Origin of the sequence: Sphaerisporangium rufum, assembly GCF_016863395.1 — a bacterium.
Classification (GTDB): domain Bacteria; phylum Actinomycetota; class Actinomycetes; order Streptosporangiales; family Streptosporangiaceae; genus Sphaerisporangium; species Sphaerisporangium rufum.
The window spans coordinates 53170-74591 of sequence record NZ_BOOU01000010.1; the positions used below are offsets into that span (position 1 = coordinate 53170).

Consider the following 21422-nt stretch of genomic DNA (forward strand, 5'->3'; position numbering starts at 1 on the left):
CCGGGGCCGTACGGGGAGGTCGGCGGCGGGCGGTCCGGCGCGGATCCGGGCGACCCGCGCCGGCGACGAGATGCTCGCCAAGCCCGACCGGGCTCCCAGCTGCACGGCAGCCCACCGGAACTGCAGGGATTCCGCACCCGGAAGGGAACGGCTCCACGTCTCCTGGCACCCCTGGTCCGTTCCTGGACGGTTTAATCTGATGACCTAGGGTCATCATTCGCTTGCGCCGCGTGCGGTCATCGTCTCCGGCATATCGTTAACATGACGGCAGGTCGTGGCAAAGCCGCCGGTCACCCAGCTCGCCCGGATCGGCGTCGACGCCGTACGCTGCGTGGTCCGCGACCTCGCCCCGGCGGCCACCGCCGGCTACGAACTCCTGGAGTTGGACGCCTTCACCGCCGGCTCCAACGGTTCGGCGGAGCCGCCTCCGCCGGCCGGACTACTCGTCACACGGCCGGGTGTAGGGGTGGTTCGAGCGCATCAGGGTGTCCCACCGCTCCGGGGTGATGGTCCATTGGACAACGGAGCACAAGTGCCGGTACACCTCGTCCGGCCGCAACGCCATCAGCAGTACCTCCGGCCGGCTGGAGAACTCGTTCCGCAGGAGCGCCAGGGTGCGGCCGTCCGGACCGAACTCGGCGACGATCGCGTCCAGGGCGAGGGGGCCGAGGTCGAGCGGCTGATCGCGCTCGCTGAGGTCCCAGAGCTGGACCTTTCTCGGCCGGGAGGCATCGGAGGTCAGCGCCAGCATTCGCCCGGCATCCCCGGCGGTGACGGACGTCGCGCCGGGGGCGGGCAGCGCCCGGAACGGACGCGGCTCGTCGCGACCGCCCACGTCCCACAAGGTGACGCTCTGATCATTCTCTCGCAGGACGGCCAGGGTGCTGTCGTCGAGCGAGTCCGCGTCGCCACCGTTCATGGCCGCCGCGTTGTCCGGTGTCACCGGACGTCGCGGGTCGTCGAGGCTCCAAACGAGTGCTCCCCGATCCTTGCTCCACAGGAAGAGCCGGCGCTTCTCCTCGACCAACTCGGCGATGCGCAGGTGGGCTCCGCCGTCCCGGCCGGCCAGATCGCCGAGCCGTTTCGGCCGGCCGAGGTCACGGATGTCCCACAGATGCATTCCGTCGTCGTCCTGGGTGAGCAGCACGGAGTCACTGACGAGCGCGGAAAGGTACGGCGTGGAGTGGGCGGCCGGGGTGCGGAAGGGGATCTCGGCGCGCCTGACGGGGTGGCCGGCATCGGTGATATCGAAGATCGACACGGTTCTCCGGTCCAGGTCGGTGAACAGGAGTGTGCGTTCGTCCGGTGTGACGTTGATGTCGGCGATTCCGATGCCCCATCCTCCGGTGCTGACACTCGACTTCATCCGGGGGCGGCGCGGGTCGGTGACGTCCCAGAGTGCGAGCCTCGATCGGTCGTCGGTACGGGTGAGCAGCGTCCGGCCTCGGCGCAGGAACCGGCCCTGCGTCCAGGGTCGCGGCAGAGCGCCGGCGAGCACGGGCCGATGGACATCGCGCAGATCCCATATCTGAACCAGGCCCGAGCCCTGCGCGTGGGATCGGCTCACGGCGATGAGCCCGCCGTCGGGACTGAAAGCCGAAGTGTCGACACCGACGAGCGTCCCTGGTCGACCGGGGATCGAAGCTCCCACCGTGTTCCAGAACCGGACCGTCCCCGACTCATCACCACCGGCGATGAACCGTCCGTCCGGACTGAGTCCGACCGAGGAGACGGGAAAGCCATTGGGAAGGTCGGACGTTCTTTCCAGCGTGAGATCACCGGAGTAACGCTCGGCCGTCCAGCGCTGGACGGCACCGGTCCGGTCCGCGGCGACGAAACTCCCGCCGTCCGCAGCGAACGCGATCGCCATGATGTCACCTTTGTTGGTGATAGCCGGGCTGTCGACCGTGGTCGGATGGCGAGGATCACCGACATTCCAGACGGCCAGCGCGCCCTGGGCGCCACCGGCGGCCAGCAGGTCCCCGCGCGGGCTGAACGCCACACCCTGCGCGGAGTGGACGTCGAGCGACACCATGGGCTTGCGTGGATCCTTCAGGTCCCACAGCCATACCTGGCCCTTACCGCCATCGTCGGCCGCCGTCCGGCCGGTCGCCGCGAGCGTGGTCCCGTCCGGGCTGAACGCGAGTCCGGTGCTCACGGTCGCGGACTCGACGTGGACGAGCCTCGGCGCCGGACGGGCCGGATCCCGCACGTCCCAGACGCGCAGGGTGCCCGCCTCGCCGGCGGTGGCCACCTTCGTGCCGTCCGGAGCGAACGCGATGGTGGGGAATCCGGGACTGCCGACCTTGGCCTTCAGCACCGGACGACCCGGGTCGGTCACGTCCCAGAGCCAGAAGGCGCCGACGGTCTGCGCGGCCAGCAACCGTCCGTCAGGGCTGAACGCCACGGCCGAAGGGCTGTCGACCCGCACCATGGTCCGGCGGGTGGGGTGCCTGGGGTCGCTGACGTTCCACAGCCGGATCGCGGCGTCGTTGCCGGAGGTGGCGAGGGTCCCGCCGCCGGGTGCGAAGACCACGCTGCGCACCACCAGGCCGGGCGCCTCCTTACCGGCCAGGCGCAGCACGGTGGGGTAGGGGGTGCCGAGTGAGGCGAGGAGGCTGATACGGGCCTGCGGCGTCGGTGCGATCCGGTAGGCGGCGAGACTCAGTTGCAGGGCCGTGGCGGGATCTCCGGGCCGGGTCGTGTCGGCCACCGCGGCCGCTTCCCGAGACGCGATGAGGGCCTGGCGTTCGGCCGCCACCCGCTGCTGCCAGATGGTGATGCCCGTGGCGGCGAGCAGCAGCGCGAGGAAGCCGGCGAAGGCGGCGCGGATCCGCTTGCGGCGCCGTGCCGCGGCGCGCTGCCGTTGCCGGCTCGCGGCGAGGAAGGCGGAGATCGGGCTGGGCAGGCTGCGCTGCTCGGCGAATCGCAGGCCGTCGGCCAGATCGGTTCCGCGGAGGAGGTCGCCGGGGTTCCCGCTCTCCAGCCAGTGCGTGCGTCTCTCCTCCGCACGGCGCAGCCAGTCCTGGAACCGGTGGTCCTGCGCGATCCATTCCCTTAATCGCGCCCAGTCCCGGATGAGGGCTTCGTGGACCAGTTCGGCCACCGGCTCGCCGAAGCCGCCGTCCGGCTCGGAGAGCCCGCGTCCGATGATGATCCGCGACCGGGTCAGGTGTTCGAGCACGCGGCCGGCGGCCTGGTGATCGGCTGAGCCGTCCTGCCGGGGGTCGGTGGCCAGCTCGCGCAGCGCCGCCACCGGCACCTGCTGGCGGGCGGCCGGCACCTGGCGGGTCTCGTCCATGGGACGCACCAGCGCGGTGAGGACGCGCCTGGCCGTGACCCGGTCGCCCGCGTCGAGCCGGTCGAACACGCTGTCGCACCAGGTGGTCAGGCTGCCGGTGACCTTGCCCAGCCGCTGGTAGGCGTCATGGGTGAGATATCCGTCCCGGCGGCGCTCCCAGAGCCGGCTCAGGGTCAGCTCGAGCGCCGGGAGGAGCGTGACCGGCGCCTGCCGGGTCGTGGAGCCCATCGGGTCGGCCGCGAGGATGTCGGTGATGATCCGATCGGCGAGCCCTTCCTCGAACCGGGCGCCCGCGGTCTCCGCCGGGCGGGTGACGATGGCATGCAGGTCGTCGACGCTCAGCGTGGCGGGTATGTTCACCAGGCCGGGGATCGCCGCGTCCAGCAGCTCGGGGAACAGCGCCGCCAGCCGCGGGTAGAAGTCGTCGCGCATGATCAGGATCACGCCGAGCGGGGCGCCGGTGCCGATCGCCTCCAGCAGCCGCGCCTGGATCGCCTGATCGGCAGCGGTGGGCCGCTCGCCGTCCGGTTCCTGGGTGAGCAGTTCCTCGAACTGGTCGATGACCAGGAGGAGGCGGCGGCGGGTGGGCTCGGCCGCGAGCCGGCGCTCGGCCGCCGCCACGATGCCGTCCGCGGCGACGCCGGGAAGGCCGGCCCGCTCCAGTTCGGCCGGCAGATCACGCCCCGGCCGGGCGACGACGGGCAGCCACCGGTCACTGTCCGGCAGCGCCCCGCCGGCCAGCGCCGACAGGACCCCCGCTTGGACCAGGGACGACTTGCCCGCCCCTGAAGGGCCGAGCAGCAGCAGCACCGGCTGGGCACGCAGGGCGTCCACCACCCGCTCGACGGCACTGTCGCGGCCGTGGAACCAGCGGGCATGCTCGGCGGTGAACGGTTCGAGCAGGCGGTAGGGGGACACCTCCTGGATGCTGAGCTCCGGCCATGCCGCCCGAAGCGTCTCGGTCGGAGTGGCGTAGGCGATCCCCAGACCTTTGAGGTGGGCGTCTGGGGCGGCGATGGCGGTGACCATTCCGATCACCCGCCCGGTCACCTCGTCCAGCAGCGGGCCGCCGCTGAATCCGGTCGTCAGATCGTTCGCGCCGGTCAGCTGCAGTACCGGTCCGTTCCCTGCCGAACCGGGCAGCAGGTCGCCGGCGATCCCGTACCCGAAATGCCCGCCCGGCGGGGCCTGCGCGGGGAAACCGAAGGCGCTGACCCGGTGTCCCCGCGAACCGGCCGCGGCGTCCAGGGCGAGCGGCCGGGCGCCCGCGGGAGGTGCGGCCAGCTGCACGACGGCGATGTCCTCCGCCTCGGCGGGGCGCCACGGTCCGGCGAGCACCTCGCCCTCGACGGTGGGCGCGCCGTCCAGGTGCGGGAACGCCAGGCGTAATCGATCGCCGGGTCCGCGGCCCGCGGCCCGCACCACGTGCGCGCAGGTGACCGCCCGATCGCCGCTGATCAGGAACGCGGCGCCGGCCACCCTGCCGTCATCGTCGAGCACTTGGGCGACCGCGGCGGGGATCGGCCGGCCGGGGCCCTCGTCCGGAGCCGGGGGAGCGGAGGGCGGCATCAGAACCTCGCCGTCGTCAGGGCGCGTCCGAAGTGCCCGCGTCGCTGGTCCAGGTAAGGGTGATCGTCAGATGGCAGCTCGCCTCACTCTTGGTGATGACGACACCGGCCTCGGTGGCCAGATCGACACCGAACTCCACCACCACCTGGTGCGGTCCCGCCTGCCGGAGTTGCTCCATCACCGCTCGGGCGGTCTCCCGGACCGGCCCGAGGGTGGACCGCAGGCTCGACGGCAGGTCGCGGATCACCTCGTTGATCCGGCCCGCCTGCACCGGACCGTCGATCGTCGGAGCCGCTTCGAACAGTATCGAGCCGCCGTCGTCCAGCGGGATTCGAGCAAGACTTCGCACCGGTCACGCCCCCGTGATCATGGGTGGATGTTCGAGATCTTAATTACCGTCCGTCTAATGCGACACTCTCGCCGCATTTCGATTCGGTCGCGGAGCGCGGTGAATTCGACGGTTGAAAATAAAGGACGGCCGATCCGTTCGGAATGATGTGACCTGAAGTCAAGGCGGACACGGCGGTCCGACGGCCCGGCTGGTGGCCGGGGGCGGAGCCGGCTCGCCGTCTTCGCCGGGGGCAGGTGCCCGGCGAGGCCGGGCCAGTGTTCGGGTCACCGGGGGGTGCAGGTCAGGCCGGACGGGGTGTTGGCCGCGGCGCTGCCGGTCGCGATGAAGCCGAAGGTGGTGGTGGCACCGGCGCGCAGCGCGCCGTTGTAGGAGGCGTTCTTGACCACCGCGCGGGACCCGCTGGAGGCGCCGCCGTCGCCGTTCCACACCTGGCCGATCCGTGCGCCGCCCGGGAACGTCCAGGTCACCGTCCAGCCCTTGGTCGGCGCCGTCCCGGTGTTGCGCACCGTGACCTCGCCCTGGAACCGCCCGGGCCAGGCGCCGGTCTGCCGGTAGGTGGCCGAACACGCGGACGGGGCGGGGTGGACGGCGATCCGGTCGGCGTTGATCACGTAGGGGTCGGCGAGCAGGCCCGGGACGTTCTGGTTGCCGGCCAGCGACAGGTGCACGATGTCGGTCGCCGACGCGTAGTAGTCGTGCCAGGAGACCCAGTAGGCGACGGCCGGGTAGTCCTGGCGCAGCCGGCTCGCGTACCGCCGGTTGTCGAGATCGCCGACCGGCTCGGGCGACCCGGTCAGGCCGGGCCCGTACTCGGCCATCCCGATGACCTCCGGCAGCAGCAGGTGGTCGGCGTGGTTCGGGATGAGCAGGCCGTCGTCGTAGGAGGTGCCGGCGACGACGTCCACGTAGGCGTCCCCCGGGTAGGCCCACGCGGCCGACCGGATGTTCTGCGCGACCTGCTGGGCGGGATCGGGCGGGTACGCCGACGGCGAGTACACCCACAGCAGATTGTCCAGCCGCCGCTCCTGGGTGAAGTACTGGTACATCTGCCGCCACAGCTGGACGTAGACCGAGGCGTCGGTCTTCTGCAGGGTCGTCCCCCACCAGAACCAGAAGCCGTTCATCTCCTGCAACGGCCGCCACAGCACCACGACGCCGGCGTCGCGCAGCCGGGTCAGCGCGTCGGCGATCCGGGCGAGCTTGCGCTGCCACACCTTCCCGGCCGCCGTCGACGGGTCCAGGATGTCGCTCAGCACGACGCCGTCCAGCTGGCCGTTGTCGGTCCGGGTGTTCGTCCACACCCCGGGGTTGCCGGCGATGTCGGACTCGTCGTTCAGCCAGGGGCTCTGCGGCGAGAAGTTGATGGTGACCAGGCCACCCCGCCGGGCATGCCCGATGAGCACGTCGTCGGCGACCGCCAGCTGCTCGGGGGTGAACAGCCGATCGTGCTCGTAGTCCAGCCCGGCGATGCCGAGATATCGGCCGGTCTGCTCCGCCGGGCCGCCGATCAGCCGCTGGTAGCCGAGCAGCCCCGAGGTGTCGGCGGCCTCCGAGCCGTGCCCGATGTTCTGCCCGGAGATCACCCCGTCCACCGGTGCCGTGCCGCAGGTCAGCGAGTACAGGTACCGGTGCACGGCCACCGCCTCGGCGCTCGCCCTCGGGTTCGCCGTCACCGGCGGCCTGGCGCACACCGCGGCCGCCGTCGTGGCCGCCCCACCGGCCTGGGCCGTCGTCAGGGCCAGTACCAGGCACAGCGCGGTCACCGCGCCGCCGGCCGCCGCCCACCGTCCGATCCTCATGGCTCGCGCCTCGCTCTCCGCCCGCGGTGTGCGGCCCGGCGGCCCGGACGGGCACCGGCCCGGCCCGGCTCTCCGGCGCCCGTCGATCGCGTCGCGACGCTAACCATCCGTCTCCGGCGGTGTCAACGAACCATGATCCGGACATCACCGTGATCCGGCGGCCGGCCTCGGTGGTCGGCCGGATCGCCGCACGTCGCCACGTCCCGCACCGCCGTGATCAGGGCGTTCGAGCGCCGGCCCGATCCGGCGCGGGGCCGTCTAGGTGCGGGAGCCTGGTCGGGCCCCGTGCAAGTTTCACCGGCCGGGGACGGGCCGGCAGGAGAGACCGATCATGCGCCCGGTCCGTCTCGCCGCTGCGTGTTCAGGACGCTGTCACGCCGGCCGGATAAGGACTTCTCATCGCGCCGGAGTACACCTCAGGCCCTCCTTCGACGTGCTGAGGGAGCGCCGCCATGAAGGCGCGCAACTCGGACGTCGCGTGGTGCCGGTCGAGGTCCTCCGGTGAACGCCAGATCTCGTAGAGGAAGAACCGGCCGTCGTCCTGCTCGTGGAGGTGGTACTGGAGGTTGCCCTCACGTCCTCGCGAGGGTTCGACGAGGTCCATCAGGAGCTTTCTGAGCTCGTCGGCGTGTCCGGGCTTGGGGGTCAGGAATCCGTAGAGCGAGACCGGCGCGGGGGCCGTCGTTGTCGTTGTCATGTGCGTCAGGGTAAAATCTGACATTGATGGCAGATTCAAGTCGTCGCGCTGTGAGGTCCATCACATGAAGATCGGCGAGCTGTCCCGGCATACCGGGGTGACCGTGCGGCTCCTGCGCTATTACGAGGAGCAAGGCCTGCTCACCTCGCACCGCAGCGAAGGCGGCCACCGCCATTACGGCGCCGAGGCGCCGGCCACCGTCGAGCGCATCCGCACGCTGCTCGCCGCCGGCCTGCCCACCAAGGTCATTCGCGAGCTGATGCCCTGCTTCGTCGGCGACGGCACCCGGCTCCACGCGTGCGTTCTGGATCATCTCAGAGCGCAGTACGCCGAGTTGGACACCCGCATAGCCGATCTCACCCGGGCCCGCACGGCGCTGGGCGACATTCTCGAAGCGACGACCCGCGACCTCGCCCCCGCCTGACCTGGCCGTCGCGCGCGTCGCTCCCGGCGAGCATGCGGGTACCGCCTGGTGACCGACCGGACGCCATCCGGTTACGGTGAAGCCTTCCGCCTGGCATAGGCGCGCGCCAGGCCGATGAGCAGTGCGACACCCCAGAGGCCGACCAGCCAGCCGGCGCCATCCGTTACGGCGATCAGCCCCAGCGTCAGCATGATGGCGATGGCGGCGATGATGTAGTACCGCTCGCGTCTTCCATGCGCATGCTCGATCTCCCGTTTCGCCCGCAGGTACCGGGAATCGGCGGGGCTCGTATCAGGCGGAAGATTTCCGGCGCGCAGGATCCGCTGATGGTGACGCCCCGGCATCGTCCCGTACTTGGTCCGGTCGCTCTGGCGCCGTCGCTCGTCCCACCTTTCCCGCGGGGACAGGCTCTGCAACCACTCGTTCCTGTCGCGCGTGTAGTACCGGTAACCGAACTCCTTCAGGTCGCTCTCTTCCCGCCGGCGCCGGCTCTCGTCGCGCTGCCGTGCGGCGGCGAGTTCCTGCTGGAACCGGGCCTCGCTCTGCCGTTCGCTCCGGGTGCGCTCCCGGTCGCGCCGCAGGCCTTCGGCGATGTCGTCGGGCGAGATGGATCCGCCGATGTTGATCTGGTCGGCGTTGTATTGCGGGCCGTTGACCCGCTGACCCTGCTGGTCGAAGGTCGACCCCCGCCGCCGGTCGCCTCCGGAGCCCTTGCCGCCGCGGCCGTGCCGATCAGTCACCGAGGAACACCTGCACCGCACCGGCGAGGTGGTTCACGATCTCCGCGACCGTGCCGCCCATGGCTAAGAGCGCGGCCAGGCGTCCCCGCGCGGCGCCGGTGTCCCCGGCCTCCAGCTCTCCGCGTGCCGTGACCAGCTCGGCGGTCACCTGCTCGCGGGTGGCGGCGGAGACCTGCAGATCCCGCACCGCGGTCAGTGCCCGGTCGAACTCCCGCGCCACGGTCCGCGCATCGATGGGGCTGCGCTCGCCGTGCGTGACGTTGACCGTGTCACCCATGTACTGGTTGCCGTACACCTTCTGATTGTTCTGGTTGAACGTCGCCATAACAGCATGATGCCGTGAAATCGAGCCTTCGTGCTGATTCGAGTTGATGCCGGCTGCCGTTCGCGCGCCATGTACGAGCCGGCACTCCGGTGGGACCGCGGGCTCCAGTGGGCCCCTGAGAGCGAGTCATGCCGGACTGAAGGGCCAAGTCTCGTGATCGCCTTCCCGCCGGTCGAGGCGAAAGAGCGGCGCATAAGTGGCCGGCGATTATCGGTTTGTCGGTAATGGTAGTGATGGACGCTGACTTAATATGCTGGTCTCCCTCAGGCGGATATGGTGTGATACGAGGATTTTAAGCTGGCCGGTCGTATGCGAGGAAACCATGAGAGCTGTCAGGCGCCTTGGAATCACTCCGGCGGACCGTGGCGACACCACTTCGGTGAGCGGCTCACCGGATATCCTTGAGCTGGACGACGGGAGCTTCGCCGTCATCGGCACCGATATAACCGCGCAGATCGGCACACGTCCGTTGAGCGATGCGAGATGCGCGGCCGATGAACGGATCGTACGGATCTCCCGGGCTACGCTAATATCGGCGAAGAATGACATTCCGGATAGCTAATGACTCCACCTCAATGGGCGATACGCACCGGCCGGCCGCTGACTCTCGACGAGTTCGGCCAGGAGTTCGCGGCGGCCTGGTCGCGGATCGGGCGGCGCTTCCTCAAGGTCGAGTGCTGGCAGACCTACCAGGAGCTCGACGGCACCAGGTCCCAGGAGGCGTATCGGCGGGGGGACGTCGAGCGCGCTCTGGAGCTGCTGGAGCAAGAGGCGGAAGCCGACCGGCCGCTGTACGAAGATGTGCGAATCCGGGGGTTGGAGTACTGCCGGATACGCCTGGTGCAGGAGCCGCTCACCCCCTATCTGGATTACGAACTCCTGGCCTACCGCATCCGGGCGAAGCTCGGCGAGATCATCGAGATCGTACGTTGTGCCATGACCTCCTCCCTGCCCAACGACGAATTCTTCGATTTTCTGCTCTTCGACCGGCGGACCGCGCTGATCCACGATTATGGAGACACCGGGCGGCAGGCGGGGGGTTGGTTGATCGACGATCCCGCGGTGCTTCAGGCTCTGGAAGACAGGGCGGTCGAACTGCGGCGGACGGCGGTGCCGCTGGCGGAGTTCATGGCGGTGACCTGACGCCACGAGGGCGTCCTCATGGACGGTGTCATTCATTCGCGCCGTGACGTTCGACGGTCAGGTGACCACAGGAGATGTTCTTCCGGATCCGCCGCCGCTGGCTGCATGTGCTGCTCGTCAACCTCGCCCTGCTGACCGGCGTCGCCATGGTGGCGCTCGGTGTCGTCGTACCGGTGGTCCTGCTGTCGGAGGCGGATGACACGCGGCTGCATCGCTGGTCGGAGATCGGCCAGGCGGTCGCTCCGGTAGGCGTCTTCTACTCGGGCGTCGCGTTCGTCGCAATCGCGCTGACGCTCTTCCTGCAGGGCCGCGAACTGCGCAACCAGCGGGAGGAACTGGCCATCGCCCGCGAAGAGCAGATGCGCAGCAGCGAGATCGCGCTACGGGAGTTGCACACCGATCTCATCAGGATGGCGATCGAAGATCCGGAACTGCGTCAGGTGTGGCCGGAGATAGCGGCCGGCGTCACCGTCACCAAGCGGGACCACTACTGCAACCTGATCCTGAATCTCCAGAAGGTCGCCTACGAGACGCACACCATCGAACTGGCCGAACTGCGGGGCGCGCTTCAGCATTTGATGGCGAGTCGCGACATGTACGGCTTCTGGGCGAAGGCCCGGATGGCCCGTGTCGCGATCACCGGTGGCGACGAGGCCGAGGACTTCTTCACCACCGAAGTCGACCGCGCCTTCGCCGCCGCGGCTCCACCTGCCAAGCGGAACCTCCTCCACCGTTGCCGGGTTCACCTTCGATCGAAACTGCGCAGGCGGTCATTCCGTCACGGTCGATGAGCGGCGGGCGGGGAGACGTCGAGCCCTGAGCCGGCGGGACGGCCGGAGGCCCGGTCACAGCCGGGTGGGACGGCTGCCGAGGCCGAGGCGAACCGGCTGGCCGCCCGGCTGGGTATCCCCGCCGACGAGCGGCCGCCGCCTCCCGGCCCGGTACCGGGCGGGTGGTCGCGGGTCGCGGAGGGCGCGTCCCGTGCGCTGCGCGACGAACTGGACGCGGTCTCCAAACGCCGGACGCAGACCGACGTCCCCTTGACTCTCGGGACCGAGGCGGGTCGCGCCGGCCGCCTGCGGATCATGCGATTCGAGGTGCAAGGGGAACTGGGCGTCGCCGAGGGGACACCGGCCACCCTGGTGGTGAAAGGTGCGCCTTTCGAAGTCGAGGTGGTGTCGATGTTCGGGAGCGTCGTCACCCTCTCGGTCCCCCCGGACGCGCCGGCCGCGACGGAGGCGACCCTGCGGGTGGACCTGTCGTGGCTCCTCATCGCGCAGTACCGCAAACTGCGTGACCTCGCGTCGGGTGGCCCGGGGTTCGACGCCGGCGCGGCCGTGGCGGTGGTGACACCGGCCGGGCCGGATGCCCCGGCTACCCGGCTCGGACCGTTCTCGACCGCGCCCCGAGGACTCAACGCCGGACAGCGGGACGCCGTCGCGCTGGCTTTGACGCCAGGACTCACCTGGCTGTGGGGCCCGCCGGGCACCGGAAAGACGACCACGATCTCCGCGCTGGTCGCCGAACTGCGACGGCGGGGCAAGCGTGTCCTGCTGGCCGCCCCGACCAACGCGGCACTGGACGTGGCGGTCGCCGCCGTGCTCGACCGTTTGCCGGATGTGGACGAGGGGCAGGTCGTACGGCTCGGACAGCCGGCGGACCTCTCGCTGGTCGACCGCGCCGGCGGGCGCGTGCTGGTCGACGAGATCGCCGCGGCGCGGGGCGAGCCGATCGCCCGGCGCCGGGTGGAGGTGGGCCACGCGCTACGGGAGAACCGCCGGGATCTCACCAGACTGAAGAGATCGGCCAAGGAACTGACCCCGGCGCAGGAGGCGGCCCGGTTGACGCTGGAGACGGCCATCGCCGAGTCGCAGGACCTGCAGCGTGCACTCGACAGGGCGTTACTCAAGGTGCGGCGCCAGGTCTGCCGGGAGGCGACCGTCGTCGCGGCCACCCCCGAAGCCCAGGAATGGCTGAAGCGCAGCCCGTTCGAGAAGGCGGGCATCGCGGCGGCGGTGGCCGGTGGGCGTCCGCCCGCCCGCCTGGCCGCGCTCACCGAGCAGTACCGGATGCGCCCGCCCATCGGGCACGTCGTCAGCACCGCCTTCTATCCGGAGGGTCCGCTGGTCACGGCACCCGCCGTCCCGGCCAGAAGGGTGCGCAGTCGGGCGCCATGGGCGACCGGCGATCTGGTCGTCGTCGACACCTCCGGCCTGCACGCGCGCACGGCGCGCAGGCAGGGCATGCTCTCCCGGTACAACCTCGCGCACGCCCAGCTGATCGCGGCCATGGTCGGCGGCGCGTCCGATGAGCTGCACGACCTCGGACTGATCACCCCCTTCGCGCCGCAGGCGCGGCTGCTGGAATCCCTGCTGCCCGAGGAGCCGGCGGGCGGGCGGGCGGCCTCCACGGTCCACCGCTTCCAGGGAGGTGAGCGGGACATCGTGGTGTACGACACCGTCGACAGTGCCCACGGCGTGACCCCGTTGCACCCGTGGTTCGCGCAGGGGGGCGCCGGGAGCGAGGGGGCGAGGCTGCTCAACGTGGCGGCGAGCCGAGCCCGGGACAATCTCGTGGTCATCGGTTCTCTCGACGTCCTGCACCGGACGAAGATGACGCGGGACGCGGTGTGGACGTTCTTCGCCCACCTGCTCGACCGGGCCGAGCATCTGCCGTGGGAGAAGCTGCTCACCTTGGCGGCCGGCCCCACCGAGCTGGTCGGCGGCGGGCTCGTCGAGCGGCTCCGGCAGGACCTGGCGCGAGCCGAGACGGTGGAGATGTGGCTGCCGCGGGCACCTCTGCGCCACCTCGCTCCGCTGCTGCCCGCACTGCGGTCCATCCGGGGCAAGGACGCGGAGACCGAGGCGGTGACGCTGTGGGTGGAGCCGGAGCCCGACGGCTACCTCCCGGCGGAGGCGCTGCGGGCACGGCGGGAGGGGATCAACGTCCGGCCGCTCACCCCGATCCACGAGTCCGGCGCGGTGATCGGCGACGCCGTCTGGTCCGCGTCGGCCGCGTTGCTCGGCACCGCACCAGGCCTGGTGCTGCGGACCGAGCACGCGGCCTTGGCCGGCGCCGTCCGCCGCGCGCAGCGGCGCCGGCCGGGCGGCGCGCCGGGTACCGGGCAGCTCGGCGACGACTGCGGGCGGTGCCGCCGCATGCTGATCCGCTACGAAGCCGGCCCGCGCGGCGGCACCGACATCCGATACGCCTGCCCGGCCTGCGACCGGCCGCCCCGGGCCACCGGCGGTCGCCGAACGGTGAGCGCGGCCCGCCGATGAGAAGGTGAGCGCCGAACCGTACAGCGGGCGGGGGTAGGAGATACGCCGTGCCCGTCGGTGAGCTGCGGCCGGGTGTCAGACCGCCGGCCGGTAGGCGGGATGGTCGATCTCTGGTCGTTTGGCCGGAACCGCTTGGCGGGCGACTGCGGTGAGTGTAATCGTCGTCACATCGAGTGTTCGATCGATTGCGCAGGGGGTTTCGGTGGGTGTTCCGAAGCGGGAGCGGGGACGGCCGGAGCTGGTCCGGGAGCGGCGGCGGCGCGGGCTGAGCCAGGAGGCCGCGGCCGAGGCGGTCGGCGTGTCGCCGACGACCTGGGCGCGGTGGGAGCGCGGCGAGCAGGGGCTGCGCGCGCGGCATCGGGCCAGACTGGCGGCGGTGTTCCGGGTCGAGCCCGCCGAGGTGGAACGGTGGGTAGACGGGTGGACCTTCCCGGAGACACCTTCCTGGCCGCCGGTCGACTGTGGCGGCGGTTCGCCGGCGGCTACCGTGAAATCGGCCGAGCTGCTGTGGAGGTACGAGATGGATCCGTCCCGCCGGCACCTGCTGGCCACCCTGCCGTTCGTCCCGGCCGCGCTGGGGGAGTGGCTGACGTCCTGGACGTACGACGCGCCCGCCGCCTCCACCGCGCAGGGCGGGTCCGGGCGCGCGGTCGGCCTGGCGGACGTCCGGCGGATCAACGAGGCCCGGCAGGCGTTCGGCCAGTTGGACCACCAGTTCGGCGCGGGCCTGGTCCGCCCGGTGGTGCTCCGCTACCTCAAGACCAACGTCACCCCGCTGCTGCACGGCCGCTACGACGACCAGGTCGGCGCCGAACTGATGAGCGCGGCGGCCGGCATGAGCTGGATGGCGGGCTGGACGGCCTTCGACCTCAACCAGCACGGCGCGGCACAGCAACATTTCGGCCAAGTACTCAAGTTCGCGAAGGCCGGAAACGACTCTCTGACGGGAGTGTGGGCGCTTGCCGCCCTGACCCTGCAAGCCATCCATCTCGACCAGCCGACCTGGGGTTTGTGGCTCGCCCGTGGTGCGACCGCCACCGCGCGCCGCGCGGACGCCCCGCCACGGGTGATGGCCTTGCTGCTGGTCAGGGAGGCTTGGGCGACCGCCCAGCAGGCCCACCCCGCGGAGTCCAGGGATCGGCACGCTGCTCATCAGATAGAGCGCCTGCTGGGCGAGGCCGAGACGGCATACCAGCAGGGCGTGACAGACGCCGATCCGGCCTGGGTCGGTCGCTACGACGAGGTTCAGTTGGCCGCCGAATCCGGCAACTGCTGGCGCCTCCTCGGCAAGTACGAGCGGGCCCTGGAGCACGCTGAAGCCGCGGTGGCCGCCTTCCAGGACCGAGGACTGTCCCGCTCGGCGCAGATCAACCGCACGCTCGCCGCCAACTCGTATCTGAAGCTCGGCGAGGTGGAGCAGGCGCTGGAGGTGGCGCGTCCGGCGATTCCGGCGGCCAAGGCGCTCGCCTCACCGCGCACGGTCGACTTCGTCAAGAAGTTCGACGAGAACCTCACCCCGTACGCCGGCACCGTCGCCGTCCGCGAGTTCCGCGAGCATCTCCGCGCCGAGCTGGTCGCCTGATTCTTGTAGGGGTGGTGCTCAGATCGGCTGTTTGTTCTCTCCCTTGGATCCGCAGTGTGCGGGCGGCCGACTCCTTGTTTGAGGCATGCTGAAATAAGAGTTATCGGTGGCAGCGATGTCGTTCCCCTGAGCTGTTCACAGCCCGTCGGCGAAAATGTCGGTCTCCACTGGGAGAGTGGGATTACTTCCCCTCTCCTGGAGGTCTGTCATGGCACGACGTACCCCGGCACGGCGGCGAGGCAAGGGCAAGAAGGGCAACGACGCCTGGTTACTCTGGGTGGCGATCCTGGTGTTCGCTGTCCTGGTCGTCCGGTGGCTTGTCGAGGTCATCGCCGCCCACCGGTTACTGGCGATCGGGGTCGCGATCGTGCTCGTCGCCGGCGTGACCGCAGTGCTGGTGCTCCGCCGTCGCATCGTCGAGTCGAGACGGCGAGAGTGGATCAGGGAGAATGCTCGACTCGAACGGGTCGATCGGATGTCCGGCGGTCAGTTCGAGACCCTGGTAGAGGCGCTGCTGCTGCGTGAGGGATTCCGGCGGGTCCACCGCGTCGGCGGTAGCGGCGATGGGGGTGTGGACGTCGTCGGAACGTCTCATGACGGAGACCGGTTCGTCGTCCAGTGCAAGCGGTGGAGCAATTCCGTCGGTGCTCCGGAGGTTCGCGACCTGCTGGGGGCCTTACACGCCTATCCAGGTCATCGGGGAGTGCTGGTCACGACCGCGCGTTTTACCGGTCCGGCCGTTCAGTGCGCGGCGGGCACCGGTTTGGTGATGATCGACCGCGCGCTGCTCGCCGCATGGATCGCCGGTCATTTCACCCTCGCGCCGGCCGCGGGCGCGCAGGGCGGGTCCTGGCTCCGGCGAACTCCTGCGACCGCTGCCACCGATGGTGAACTCGGACTTGAAGGCGTGCTGGGGGACTGAGCATATGGACGGGGGATGCCGGGGCATTTGACCGATCGGCGAGAAGTCCCTGGCGACATGGGCCGTTCAGGGGTGAACTCGCGAGGGACGGCGAGAGAAATGTGAGGTTTGGGTAATTAGGGGGAAGTGTTCCCGGAAGTCGGATCTGATTGGAATTGTGCAACCAGGTACTCGTGATTTCGATACGATCCATTTACTCGGCGGAGGCGTTCATGTAAGTATCGTTGGCTCCGCTTGGCGGTGAAATTGCGAGGGGATAGGTGTGAAGGCCAACGAGACGACGCTGCGCGCGATCATCGCTGGGCAGCAGCAACTGCTGGTGCCGCTGTACCAGCGGCCGTACTCCTGGGAGCGCGGGCAGCTCGCCACGTTGTGGCGGGACATCGAGCTCCAGGCGGACCGGGTCGAGCAGGGCAAGGACAACAGCCACTTCCTTGGCTCGGTGGTGCTGGCTCCGGGCCCGAACAACTCGCCCGGCAACCCGGAGTGGCTGGTGGTGGACGGCCAGCAGCGGCTGACCACCCTGCTGGTCGCCCTGTGCGCGCTGCGCGACCACCAGGCCGCCGAAGACCCGATTCACCGGGATCGGATCAACGAGACCCACCTGATCAACAGGTTCCTGCCCGGTGAGGCCCGCTACCGGTTGCTGCCCACCCAGGTGGACCGGCAGGCGTACAAGGACTGCGTCGAGGGGCAGCCGTTCGGAACCACCGACAGCCTCATCGCGCCCGCCTACCAGTTCTTCCGCACCAAGCTCGTCGAGGTCGACGACCCGGCGGACCCGCACGACATCGCCCGGATCGAGAGCGTCGTGCTGAACCGGCTGAACCTGGTGCAGATCGTGGTGGAGGGCGACGACAACACCTTCCGGATCTTCGAGTCCATCAACAACACCGGCATGCGGCTCAGCCAGGTCGACCTCATCCGCAACTACGTCTTCATGCACCTGCCCACCAAGGGCCAGTTCGTGTACGACACCTACTGGCTGCCCATGCAGCAGATGCTGGGTCCCAAGGGGATGGATCAGCTGATGTACCTGGCGCTGGTCCTGGAACGGGGTGACGAGGCGCAGTACAACGACACCTACCGCGGCCACCAGGACCTGCTCCGCGAGGTCACGGCGGACAAGAAGGACGTCGAGACCAAGGTCGAGCAGTACGTCAAGGATCTCGCCCGGCGGTCCCGCTACCTGCAGCGGATCCTCGAGCCGACCGGCGAGTCGGAGCTGGACGAGCGCCTGCGGTTCCTGAACGAGTGGAAAGGAAACACCGCCTACCCCGTCATCCTCCGGTTGCTGGAACTGCGGGAGAGTGGCGAGGCATGCGACGAGCGGGTCATTCAAGCTCAGCGGTACATCGAGAGCTTCCTGGTCCGCCGGCTGATCGCCGGTGTCACCACCGGCAGCCTGAACAAGATCTTCATGCGGCTTACCAGGGAACTCACCGGTGAGGAGGATGTGGACGAAGTCGTGCGCAGAGGGCTCTCGCCGGCCCGGCTGTACTGGTCGTCCGACGAGCAGTTCCGCAGCGACATCCGCAACCGGTCCTTCTACTGGCAGGGGCGCACCGCGCAGCAGAAGCTTGTGCTCCGCCGGCTGGAGGAGTCCTACGGTGGTAAGGAACACGTCGAGGTCGCCGACAAGAAGATCACCATCGAGCACGTGCTGCCGCAGACCCTCACCGCCGAGTGGCGGGCCCAGCTCGCCGCCGACGGGGACGCCGACCGGATCCACAAGGAGCTGGTGCACACCCTGGGCAACCTCACGCTGACCGGCTACAACTCCGAGCTGAGCAACACACCGTTCCCCAGGAAGCGCGACTTTCTGGGCCAGAGCAGCCTGGTGATGAACCAGCGGATCGCCAAGCAGGAGCGGTGGGGCCGGGCGGAGATCCAGGCCCGCGCCGACGAGCTGGCCGCCCGCGCCATCGAGATCTGGCCGAGCCCGCTGGACCTCGGCCCGGTCGGGCCCTCGCGGGACTGGACGCTGCTGCACTCCGCGCTCGCCGCGCTGCCGACCGGCACCTGGACCACCTACGGTGACCTGGCGGAGCTGATCGGGTCGCACGCGGTACCCGTCGGCGTCCACCTGTCCGCGTCGAACGTGCTCAACGCGCACCGGGTGCTCACCTCGAACGGCCAGGTCTCCAAGGGGTTCCACTGGGCCGACGAAGACGACGACCGCGACGTCCACGAAGTGCTCCGGGCCGAGGGCATCCGGCTCGACGAGGCGGGCCGCGCCGATCCCGGCCAGCGGATCTCCGCCCGGGAGCTGGCCGAGCTGCTGGAACTGCCCGGGGCGGTGGACCTCAGCGAGGCAGCGCTGACGGCGGATGAGGACTACCTCGATATCGGCGAGCAGGAGCAGCGCTTCTTGCACCAACTCGGCGAGGCGAGAGGTCCGCACACGGTCGGCAAGGTCTCCCGTCTGTTGGCATGGTGGCGCGGGCGTGGTGGCGAGGTGCAATTCGGCCGGTCGGCGAACGTCTCGTGCGCGCCCTTCGTCAAGGTCGAGGGTGGGATCCTGCCCATCGTGCGGTTCTACGCCAAAGTGGTGGAGGTGCCGTTCGCCACGCACAAGAAGCGGGTCCCGTTCACCGACCCGCTGCTCCGTGACGAGCTGCGGCGCAGGCTGAACGAGGCCCCGGGCGTCGACCTGCCGGCGGCGAAGCTGGAGCTGTACCCGTCGTTCGATATCGCGCTGATGGCGAACGACGCCGTCTGGGACGTGGTGGTCGCCTCGCTCGACTGGTTCGCCAGCCGCGTCCAGGCCCCGGCGGACCCTGAATAGCGGGCGACGAATGACCGACACCGGCTTCGGGGTGGGCGAGCATCTCATCAAGTTCCTGGCCCACCAACTGCGCGAGGGGACGGCCAGGGCGGGGAAGGGGCTCGCCCGATAGACGGGGCCGACTTTGTCCTCGGGATCACGCGTTCAGGACGATAGGAAGACCTCGTCGAGGTGCCATTGGAGGCCTTCTCGGTCTGGGTGGTCGCGGCGGTGGTCGGGGACGGCGATGGGGTGGCCGGCTCGCCGGTAGAACTCCTCGCCGTTGCCGAACTCCTCGCGCAAGCGAGGGCTGACCCGCAGCCGGTACTGCGGATCCACCGCCAGGTAGCCACGGTCGAACAATGTGTGCACGTCCGAGCGGAGCAGCAGCCCATTGTCGAGGCGGTGCTGGCCGCCGGCCGAGACCGGACGGATGTGGGCGGCCTGGAGAACCGGCCTGATCTTCTCTCCGGTGACGGCGCAACGCCGATGGTAGGCGCCGAGGACGACGGCCTGGAACGACCGCTGGCCGAGACGGCGTGGCGCCAGCCGCGGATCGCCGAACATCGGCCCGTCCCGATGCCACGGCTCGGAGAGGTCGATCTCGACGGGCGCGCCGAGCAGGCGTAATAAGAGGTCCTCGAAGTAGCCGGCATGGGGGTGGGTCGCCAGGTCATATCCCTTGCCCTGCACGATGTTCGGCGCGAAGTCCGGGGGAGGGCCGGCGGGTTCGTCGAGCGAGAAGAACCGGCTGTCGCGGACGAAGACACAGCCGATGACCGGGTCCTCGCCGGGTGCTATGGGTTGCCGGCGGTACTTGCCGATCCGTAGGCGCATTTCGGTGATGTCGGCCGCCCCGTTGGCCTGACCGAAGAACTCCCAGGCTTCGGAGAGCCGGAGTTGGGCGAAGCCGCTGTAGAAGCCGCCGCCGATCACCCGGTTGTGCGGGTGGTGACTTTTGAAGAAGAAGGGCTCGCCGGGGCTGAGGACCCGGAACTCGCGTCCCCCGGACGGCCGCCAGAAGTTCACTTCCGTCAAATGCGGATGGGCGGCGAGGAAATGGTACCAATCGCGATCGGTCACCCCGACGTAGGCCTTCACGCACGAATTGTCCATCGCATTGATCGTCGCCGCCACCCGCTTGCCCGACATCTCTTATCGGTGCCACCAGACCACCGGAGAGCAGTGCTTGATCGTCGGGTCTGGTCGCTCCACGGATGAGCATGTGCGCGGGTGGGGCGATGTCTCGTCGGGGAGGGCCGGGACTATCGGGCCGCGGGCTGGGGGCGGTGGGCGGGGAAGGCGTGGGAGCGGGCGGCCAGCACGATGGCGAGGACCGGCACGGCCAGCACCAGGACGGTCCACGGGAGGGCGACCACGCCGAAGTGGTCCAGCAGGAGGCCGCCGGCGATGCCGCCGCCGGCCATGGCGACGTTCCACAGGGTGACGAGCATGGCCTGCGCGGCGTCGGCCAGGTCGCCGCCCGCGTCACCGGCGGCGGTCTGCAGCAGGGTGGGGACGCCGCCCCAGCCGAGCCCCCACAGCGTCACCGCGAGGTACACCGGCGCCGGGTGGCCGGCGAAGAGCGCCAGCACGGTCGCCCCGGCCGCGATCAGCAGCACGCCGGCGATGGTGAGACGACGTAGTCGCCGGTGGAGGTGGGCTCCGACGGCCCAGATGCTCACCAGCGAGGCCGCGCCGAACAGGAGCAGGGCGACGTCGGTGGCGTCGCCCATCGCGAACCGGTCGAGGAACGCGGCGATGTAGGCGTAGAGGATGGTGTGCGCCAGCACCACGACGAGGGTGACGGCCAGGACCGGTGCCACGCCGGGGACCCGCAGGGCGCGCGTCATCGGGGTCCGCTCGTCCTGCCGCCGTCCGGGGTGGTCCGGGACGGCGAGCATGATCCAGCCGAGCAGGACGGCGGTGAGCACGGTGATGCCGAGGAAGGCCGTCCGCCAGCCGAACGCCGTGCCCGCGAAGGTTCCGGCGGGCACTCCGAGCGACAGGGCGACCGGGATGCCGGCCATGGCGATCGCCATGGCCCGGCCCTGCAGGTGCGCGGGGGCCAGCCGGCGCGCGTAGCCTGCCAGCAGCGCCCAGGCCAGGCCGGCGGCGACTCCCGCCACGAAGCGGGCCGACATGGTGAGGACGTAGTCCGCCGAGACCGCCGTCACCGTGTTGGCGGCCGCGAAACCGGCCATCGCCGTCAGCAACAGCCGCTTGCGGCGCCACCCGCTGGTGGCCGCGGTGAGCGGGATCGCGGTGAGGGCGGTGGCGATCGCGTAGATCGTCACCAGCTGCCCGGTGGCGGACTCGCCGACGCGCAGGTCGGCGCTCATCTGGGGCAGCAGGCCCGCGGGCAGCGTCTCGGTGAGGCTGGTGATGAAGACGGCCGTCGCCAGCGCCAGCAGGGCCGCCAGCGGCAGCCGGGGGGTGCCGGCGGTGGCGCCTGGCCCGGTGGCGCGCTCTGTGCTGCTTGTGGACATGCCCGTATGCTCGAACCTTCACATCGATGTG

Annotated in this window: 15 protein-coding genes; 7 read left to right on the top strand and 8 right to left on the bottom strand. The window is 70.1% G+C overall.

Going from position 1 to position 21422, the window contains the following annotated elements; genetic code table 11:
- Positions 1–439: 439 nt before the first annotated feature.
- The 4 genes from Sru01_RS03495 to Sru01_RS03510 all read right to left on the bottom strand — a co-directional run bounded on the left by Sru01_RS03495 (position 440) and on the right by Sru01_RS03510 (position 7718).
- The gene (locus Sru01_RS03495; protein ID WP_203982370.1) at positions 440–4870 is read right to left on the bottom strand and encodes an nSTAND1 domain-containing NTPase; all 4431 of its coding nucleotides are present in this window, start codon (positions 4868–4870) and stop codon (positions 440–442) included.
- Between the two features lie 16 nt (positions 4871–4886).
- Positions 4887–5219, bottom strand: a complete 333-nt coding sequence (locus tag Sru01_RS03500; protein ID WP_203982371.1) for a CU044_2847 family protein — start codon at positions 5217–5219, stop codon at positions 4887–4889.
- A gap of 266 nt (positions 5220–5485) precedes the next feature.
- Positions 5486–7021 (bottom strand): glycosyl hydrolase, encoded by a 1536-nt coding sequence (locus tag Sru01_RS03505; protein WP_203982372.1) that lies wholly within the window; start codon positions 7019–7021, stop codon positions 5486–5488.
- 361 nt (positions 7022–7382) lie between these two features.
- Complete coding sequence (locus tag Sru01_RS03510) at positions 7383–7718, bottom strand: putative quinol monooxygenase (protein WP_203982373.1); 336 nt, start codon at positions 7716–7718, stop codon at positions 7383–7385.
- 64 nt (positions 7719–7782) lie between these two features.
- On the opposite strand from Sru01_RS03510, the gene Sru01_RS03515 reads away from it, so the two are divergent.
- Positions 7783–8142 carry a MerR family transcriptional regulator gene (locus Sru01_RS03515; protein ID WP_203982374.1) on the top strand — a complete coding sequence of 120 codons (360 nt, stop codon included), beginning with the start codon at positions 7783–7785 and terminating at the stop codon, positions 8140–8142.
- Between the two features lie 71 nt (positions 8143–8213).
- Here Sru01_RS03515 and Sru01_RS03520 read toward each other — a convergent pair whose 3' ends face one another.
- Positions 8214–8882 carry a hypothetical protein gene (locus Sru01_RS03520; protein WP_203982375.1) on the bottom strand — a complete coding sequence of 223 codons (669 nt, stop codon included), beginning with the start codon at positions 8880–8882 and terminating at the stop codon, positions 8214–8216.
- The gene (locus tag Sru01_RS03525) at positions 8875–9207 is read right to left on the bottom strand and encodes a hypothetical protein (RefSeq protein ID WP_203982376.1); all 333 of its coding nucleotides are present in this window, start codon (positions 9205–9207) and stop codon (positions 8875–8877) included. The genes Sru01_RS03520 and Sru01_RS03525 overlap by 8 nt, the downstream gene beginning before the upstream one ends.
- A gap of 561 nt (positions 9208–9768) precedes the next feature.
- Between Sru01_RS03525 and Sru01_RS03530 the strand changes: the two genes are divergently transcribed.
- The 6 genes from Sru01_RS03530 to Sru01_RS03555 all read left to right on the top strand — a co-directional run bounded on the left by Sru01_RS03530 (position 9769) and on the right by Sru01_RS03555 (position 18923).
- Positions 9769–10350, top strand: coding sequence for a DUF6879 family protein (locus Sru01_RS03530; RefSeq protein ID WP_203982377.1), 582 nt, complete (start codon positions 9769–9771; stop codon positions 10348–10350).
- 74 nt (positions 10351–10424) lie between these two features.
- Positions 10425–11141, top strand: coding sequence for a DUF6082 family protein (locus tag Sru01_RS03535; RefSeq protein WP_203982378.1), 717 nt, complete (start codon positions 10425–10427; stop codon positions 11139–11141).
- Positions 11142–11435: 294 nt separating this feature from the next.
- Positions 11436–13631 carry an AAA domain-containing protein gene (locus Sru01_RS03540; protein ID WP_203982379.1) on the top strand — a complete coding sequence of 732 codons (2196 nt, stop codon included), beginning with the start codon at positions 11436–11438 and terminating at the stop codon, positions 13629–13631.
- A 202-nt stretch (positions 13632–13833) separates the two neighbouring features.
- Positions 13834–15213 carry a helix-turn-helix domain-containing protein gene (locus tag Sru01_RS03545; protein ID WP_203982380.1) on the top strand — a complete coding sequence of 460 codons (1380 nt, stop codon included), beginning with the start codon at positions 13834–13836 and terminating at the stop codon, positions 15211–15213.
- 208 nt (positions 15214–15421) lie between these two features.
- Positions 15422–16135 carry a restriction endonuclease gene (locus tag Sru01_RS03550; RefSeq protein ID WP_203982381.1) on the top strand — a complete coding sequence of 238 codons (714 nt, stop codon included), beginning with the start codon at positions 15422–15424 and terminating at the stop codon, positions 16133–16135.
- Between the two features lie 262 nt (positions 16136–16397).
- On the top strand, positions 16398–18923 hold the full coding sequence (locus tag Sru01_RS03555) for a GmrSD restriction endonuclease domain-containing protein (protein ID WP_203982382.1): 2526 nt from the start codon (positions 16398–16400) through the stop codon (positions 18921–18923).
- 144 nt (positions 18924–19067) lie between these two features.
- Here Sru01_RS03555 and Sru01_RS03560 read toward each other — a convergent pair whose 3' ends face one another.
- Both Sru01_RS03560 and Sru01_RS03565 read right to left on the bottom strand, forming a co-directional pair.
- Positions 19068–20054 carry an HNH endonuclease gene (locus Sru01_RS03560; RefSeq protein ID WP_239136856.1) on the bottom strand — a complete coding sequence of 329 codons (987 nt, stop codon included), beginning with the start codon at positions 20052–20054 and terminating at the stop codon, positions 19068–19070.
- A gap of 113 nt (positions 20055–20167) precedes the next feature.
- Positions 20168–21391, bottom strand: coding sequence for an MFS transporter (locus Sru01_RS03565; protein WP_203982383.1), 1224 nt, complete (start codon positions 21389–21391; stop codon positions 20168–20170).
- Between the last annotated feature and the right edge of the window lie 31 nt (positions 21392–21422).

Excerpts from the sequence above, each read along its gene's own strand:
- Sru01_RS03525 (WP_203982376.1), bottom strand. The coding sequence starts at position 9,207 with ATGGCGACGTTCAACCAGAACAATCAGAAGGTGTACGGCAACCAGTAC.
- Sru01_RS03510 (WP_203982373.1), bottom strand. The coding sequence starts at position 7,718 with ATGACAACGACAACGACGGCCCCCGCGCCGGTCTCGCTCTACGGATTC.
- Sru01_RS03495 (WP_203982370.1), bottom strand. The coding sequence starts at position 4,870 with ATGCCGCCCTCCGCTCCCCCGGCTCCGGACGAGGGCCCCGGCCGGCCG.
- Sru01_RS03565 (WP_203982383.1), bottom strand. The coding sequence starts at position 21,391 with ATGTCCACAAGCAGCACAGAGCGCGCCACCGGGCCAGGCGCCACCGCC.
- Sru01_RS03560 (WP_239136856.1), bottom strand. The coding sequence starts at position 20,054 with ATGTCGGGCAAGCGGGTGGCGGCGACGATCAATGCGATGGACAATTCG.
- Sru01_RS03535 (WP_203982378.1), top strand. The coding sequence starts at position 10,425 with ATGTTCTTCCGGATCCGCCGCCGCTGGCTGCATGTGCTGCTCGTCAAC.
- Sru01_RS03505 (WP_203982372.1), bottom strand. The coding sequence starts at position 7,021 with ATGAGGATCGGACGGTGGGCGGCGGCCGGCGGCGCGGTGACCGCGCTG.
- Sru01_RS03530 (WP_203982377.1), top strand. The coding sequence starts at position 9,769 with ATGACTCCACCTCAATGGGCGATACGCACCGGCCGGCCGCTGACTCTC.
- Sru01_RS03540 (WP_203982379.1), top strand. The coding sequence starts at position 11,436 with ATGCGATTCGAGGTGCAAGGGGAACTGGGCGTCGCCGAGGGGACACCG.
- Sru01_RS03550 (WP_203982381.1), top strand. The coding sequence starts at position 15,422 with ATGGCACGACGTACCCCGGCACGGCGGCGAGGCAAGGGCAAGAAGGGC.
- Sru01_RS03515 (WP_203982374.1), top strand. The coding sequence starts at position 7,783 with ATGAAGATCGGCGAGCTGTCCCGGCATACCGGGGTGACCGTGCGGCTC.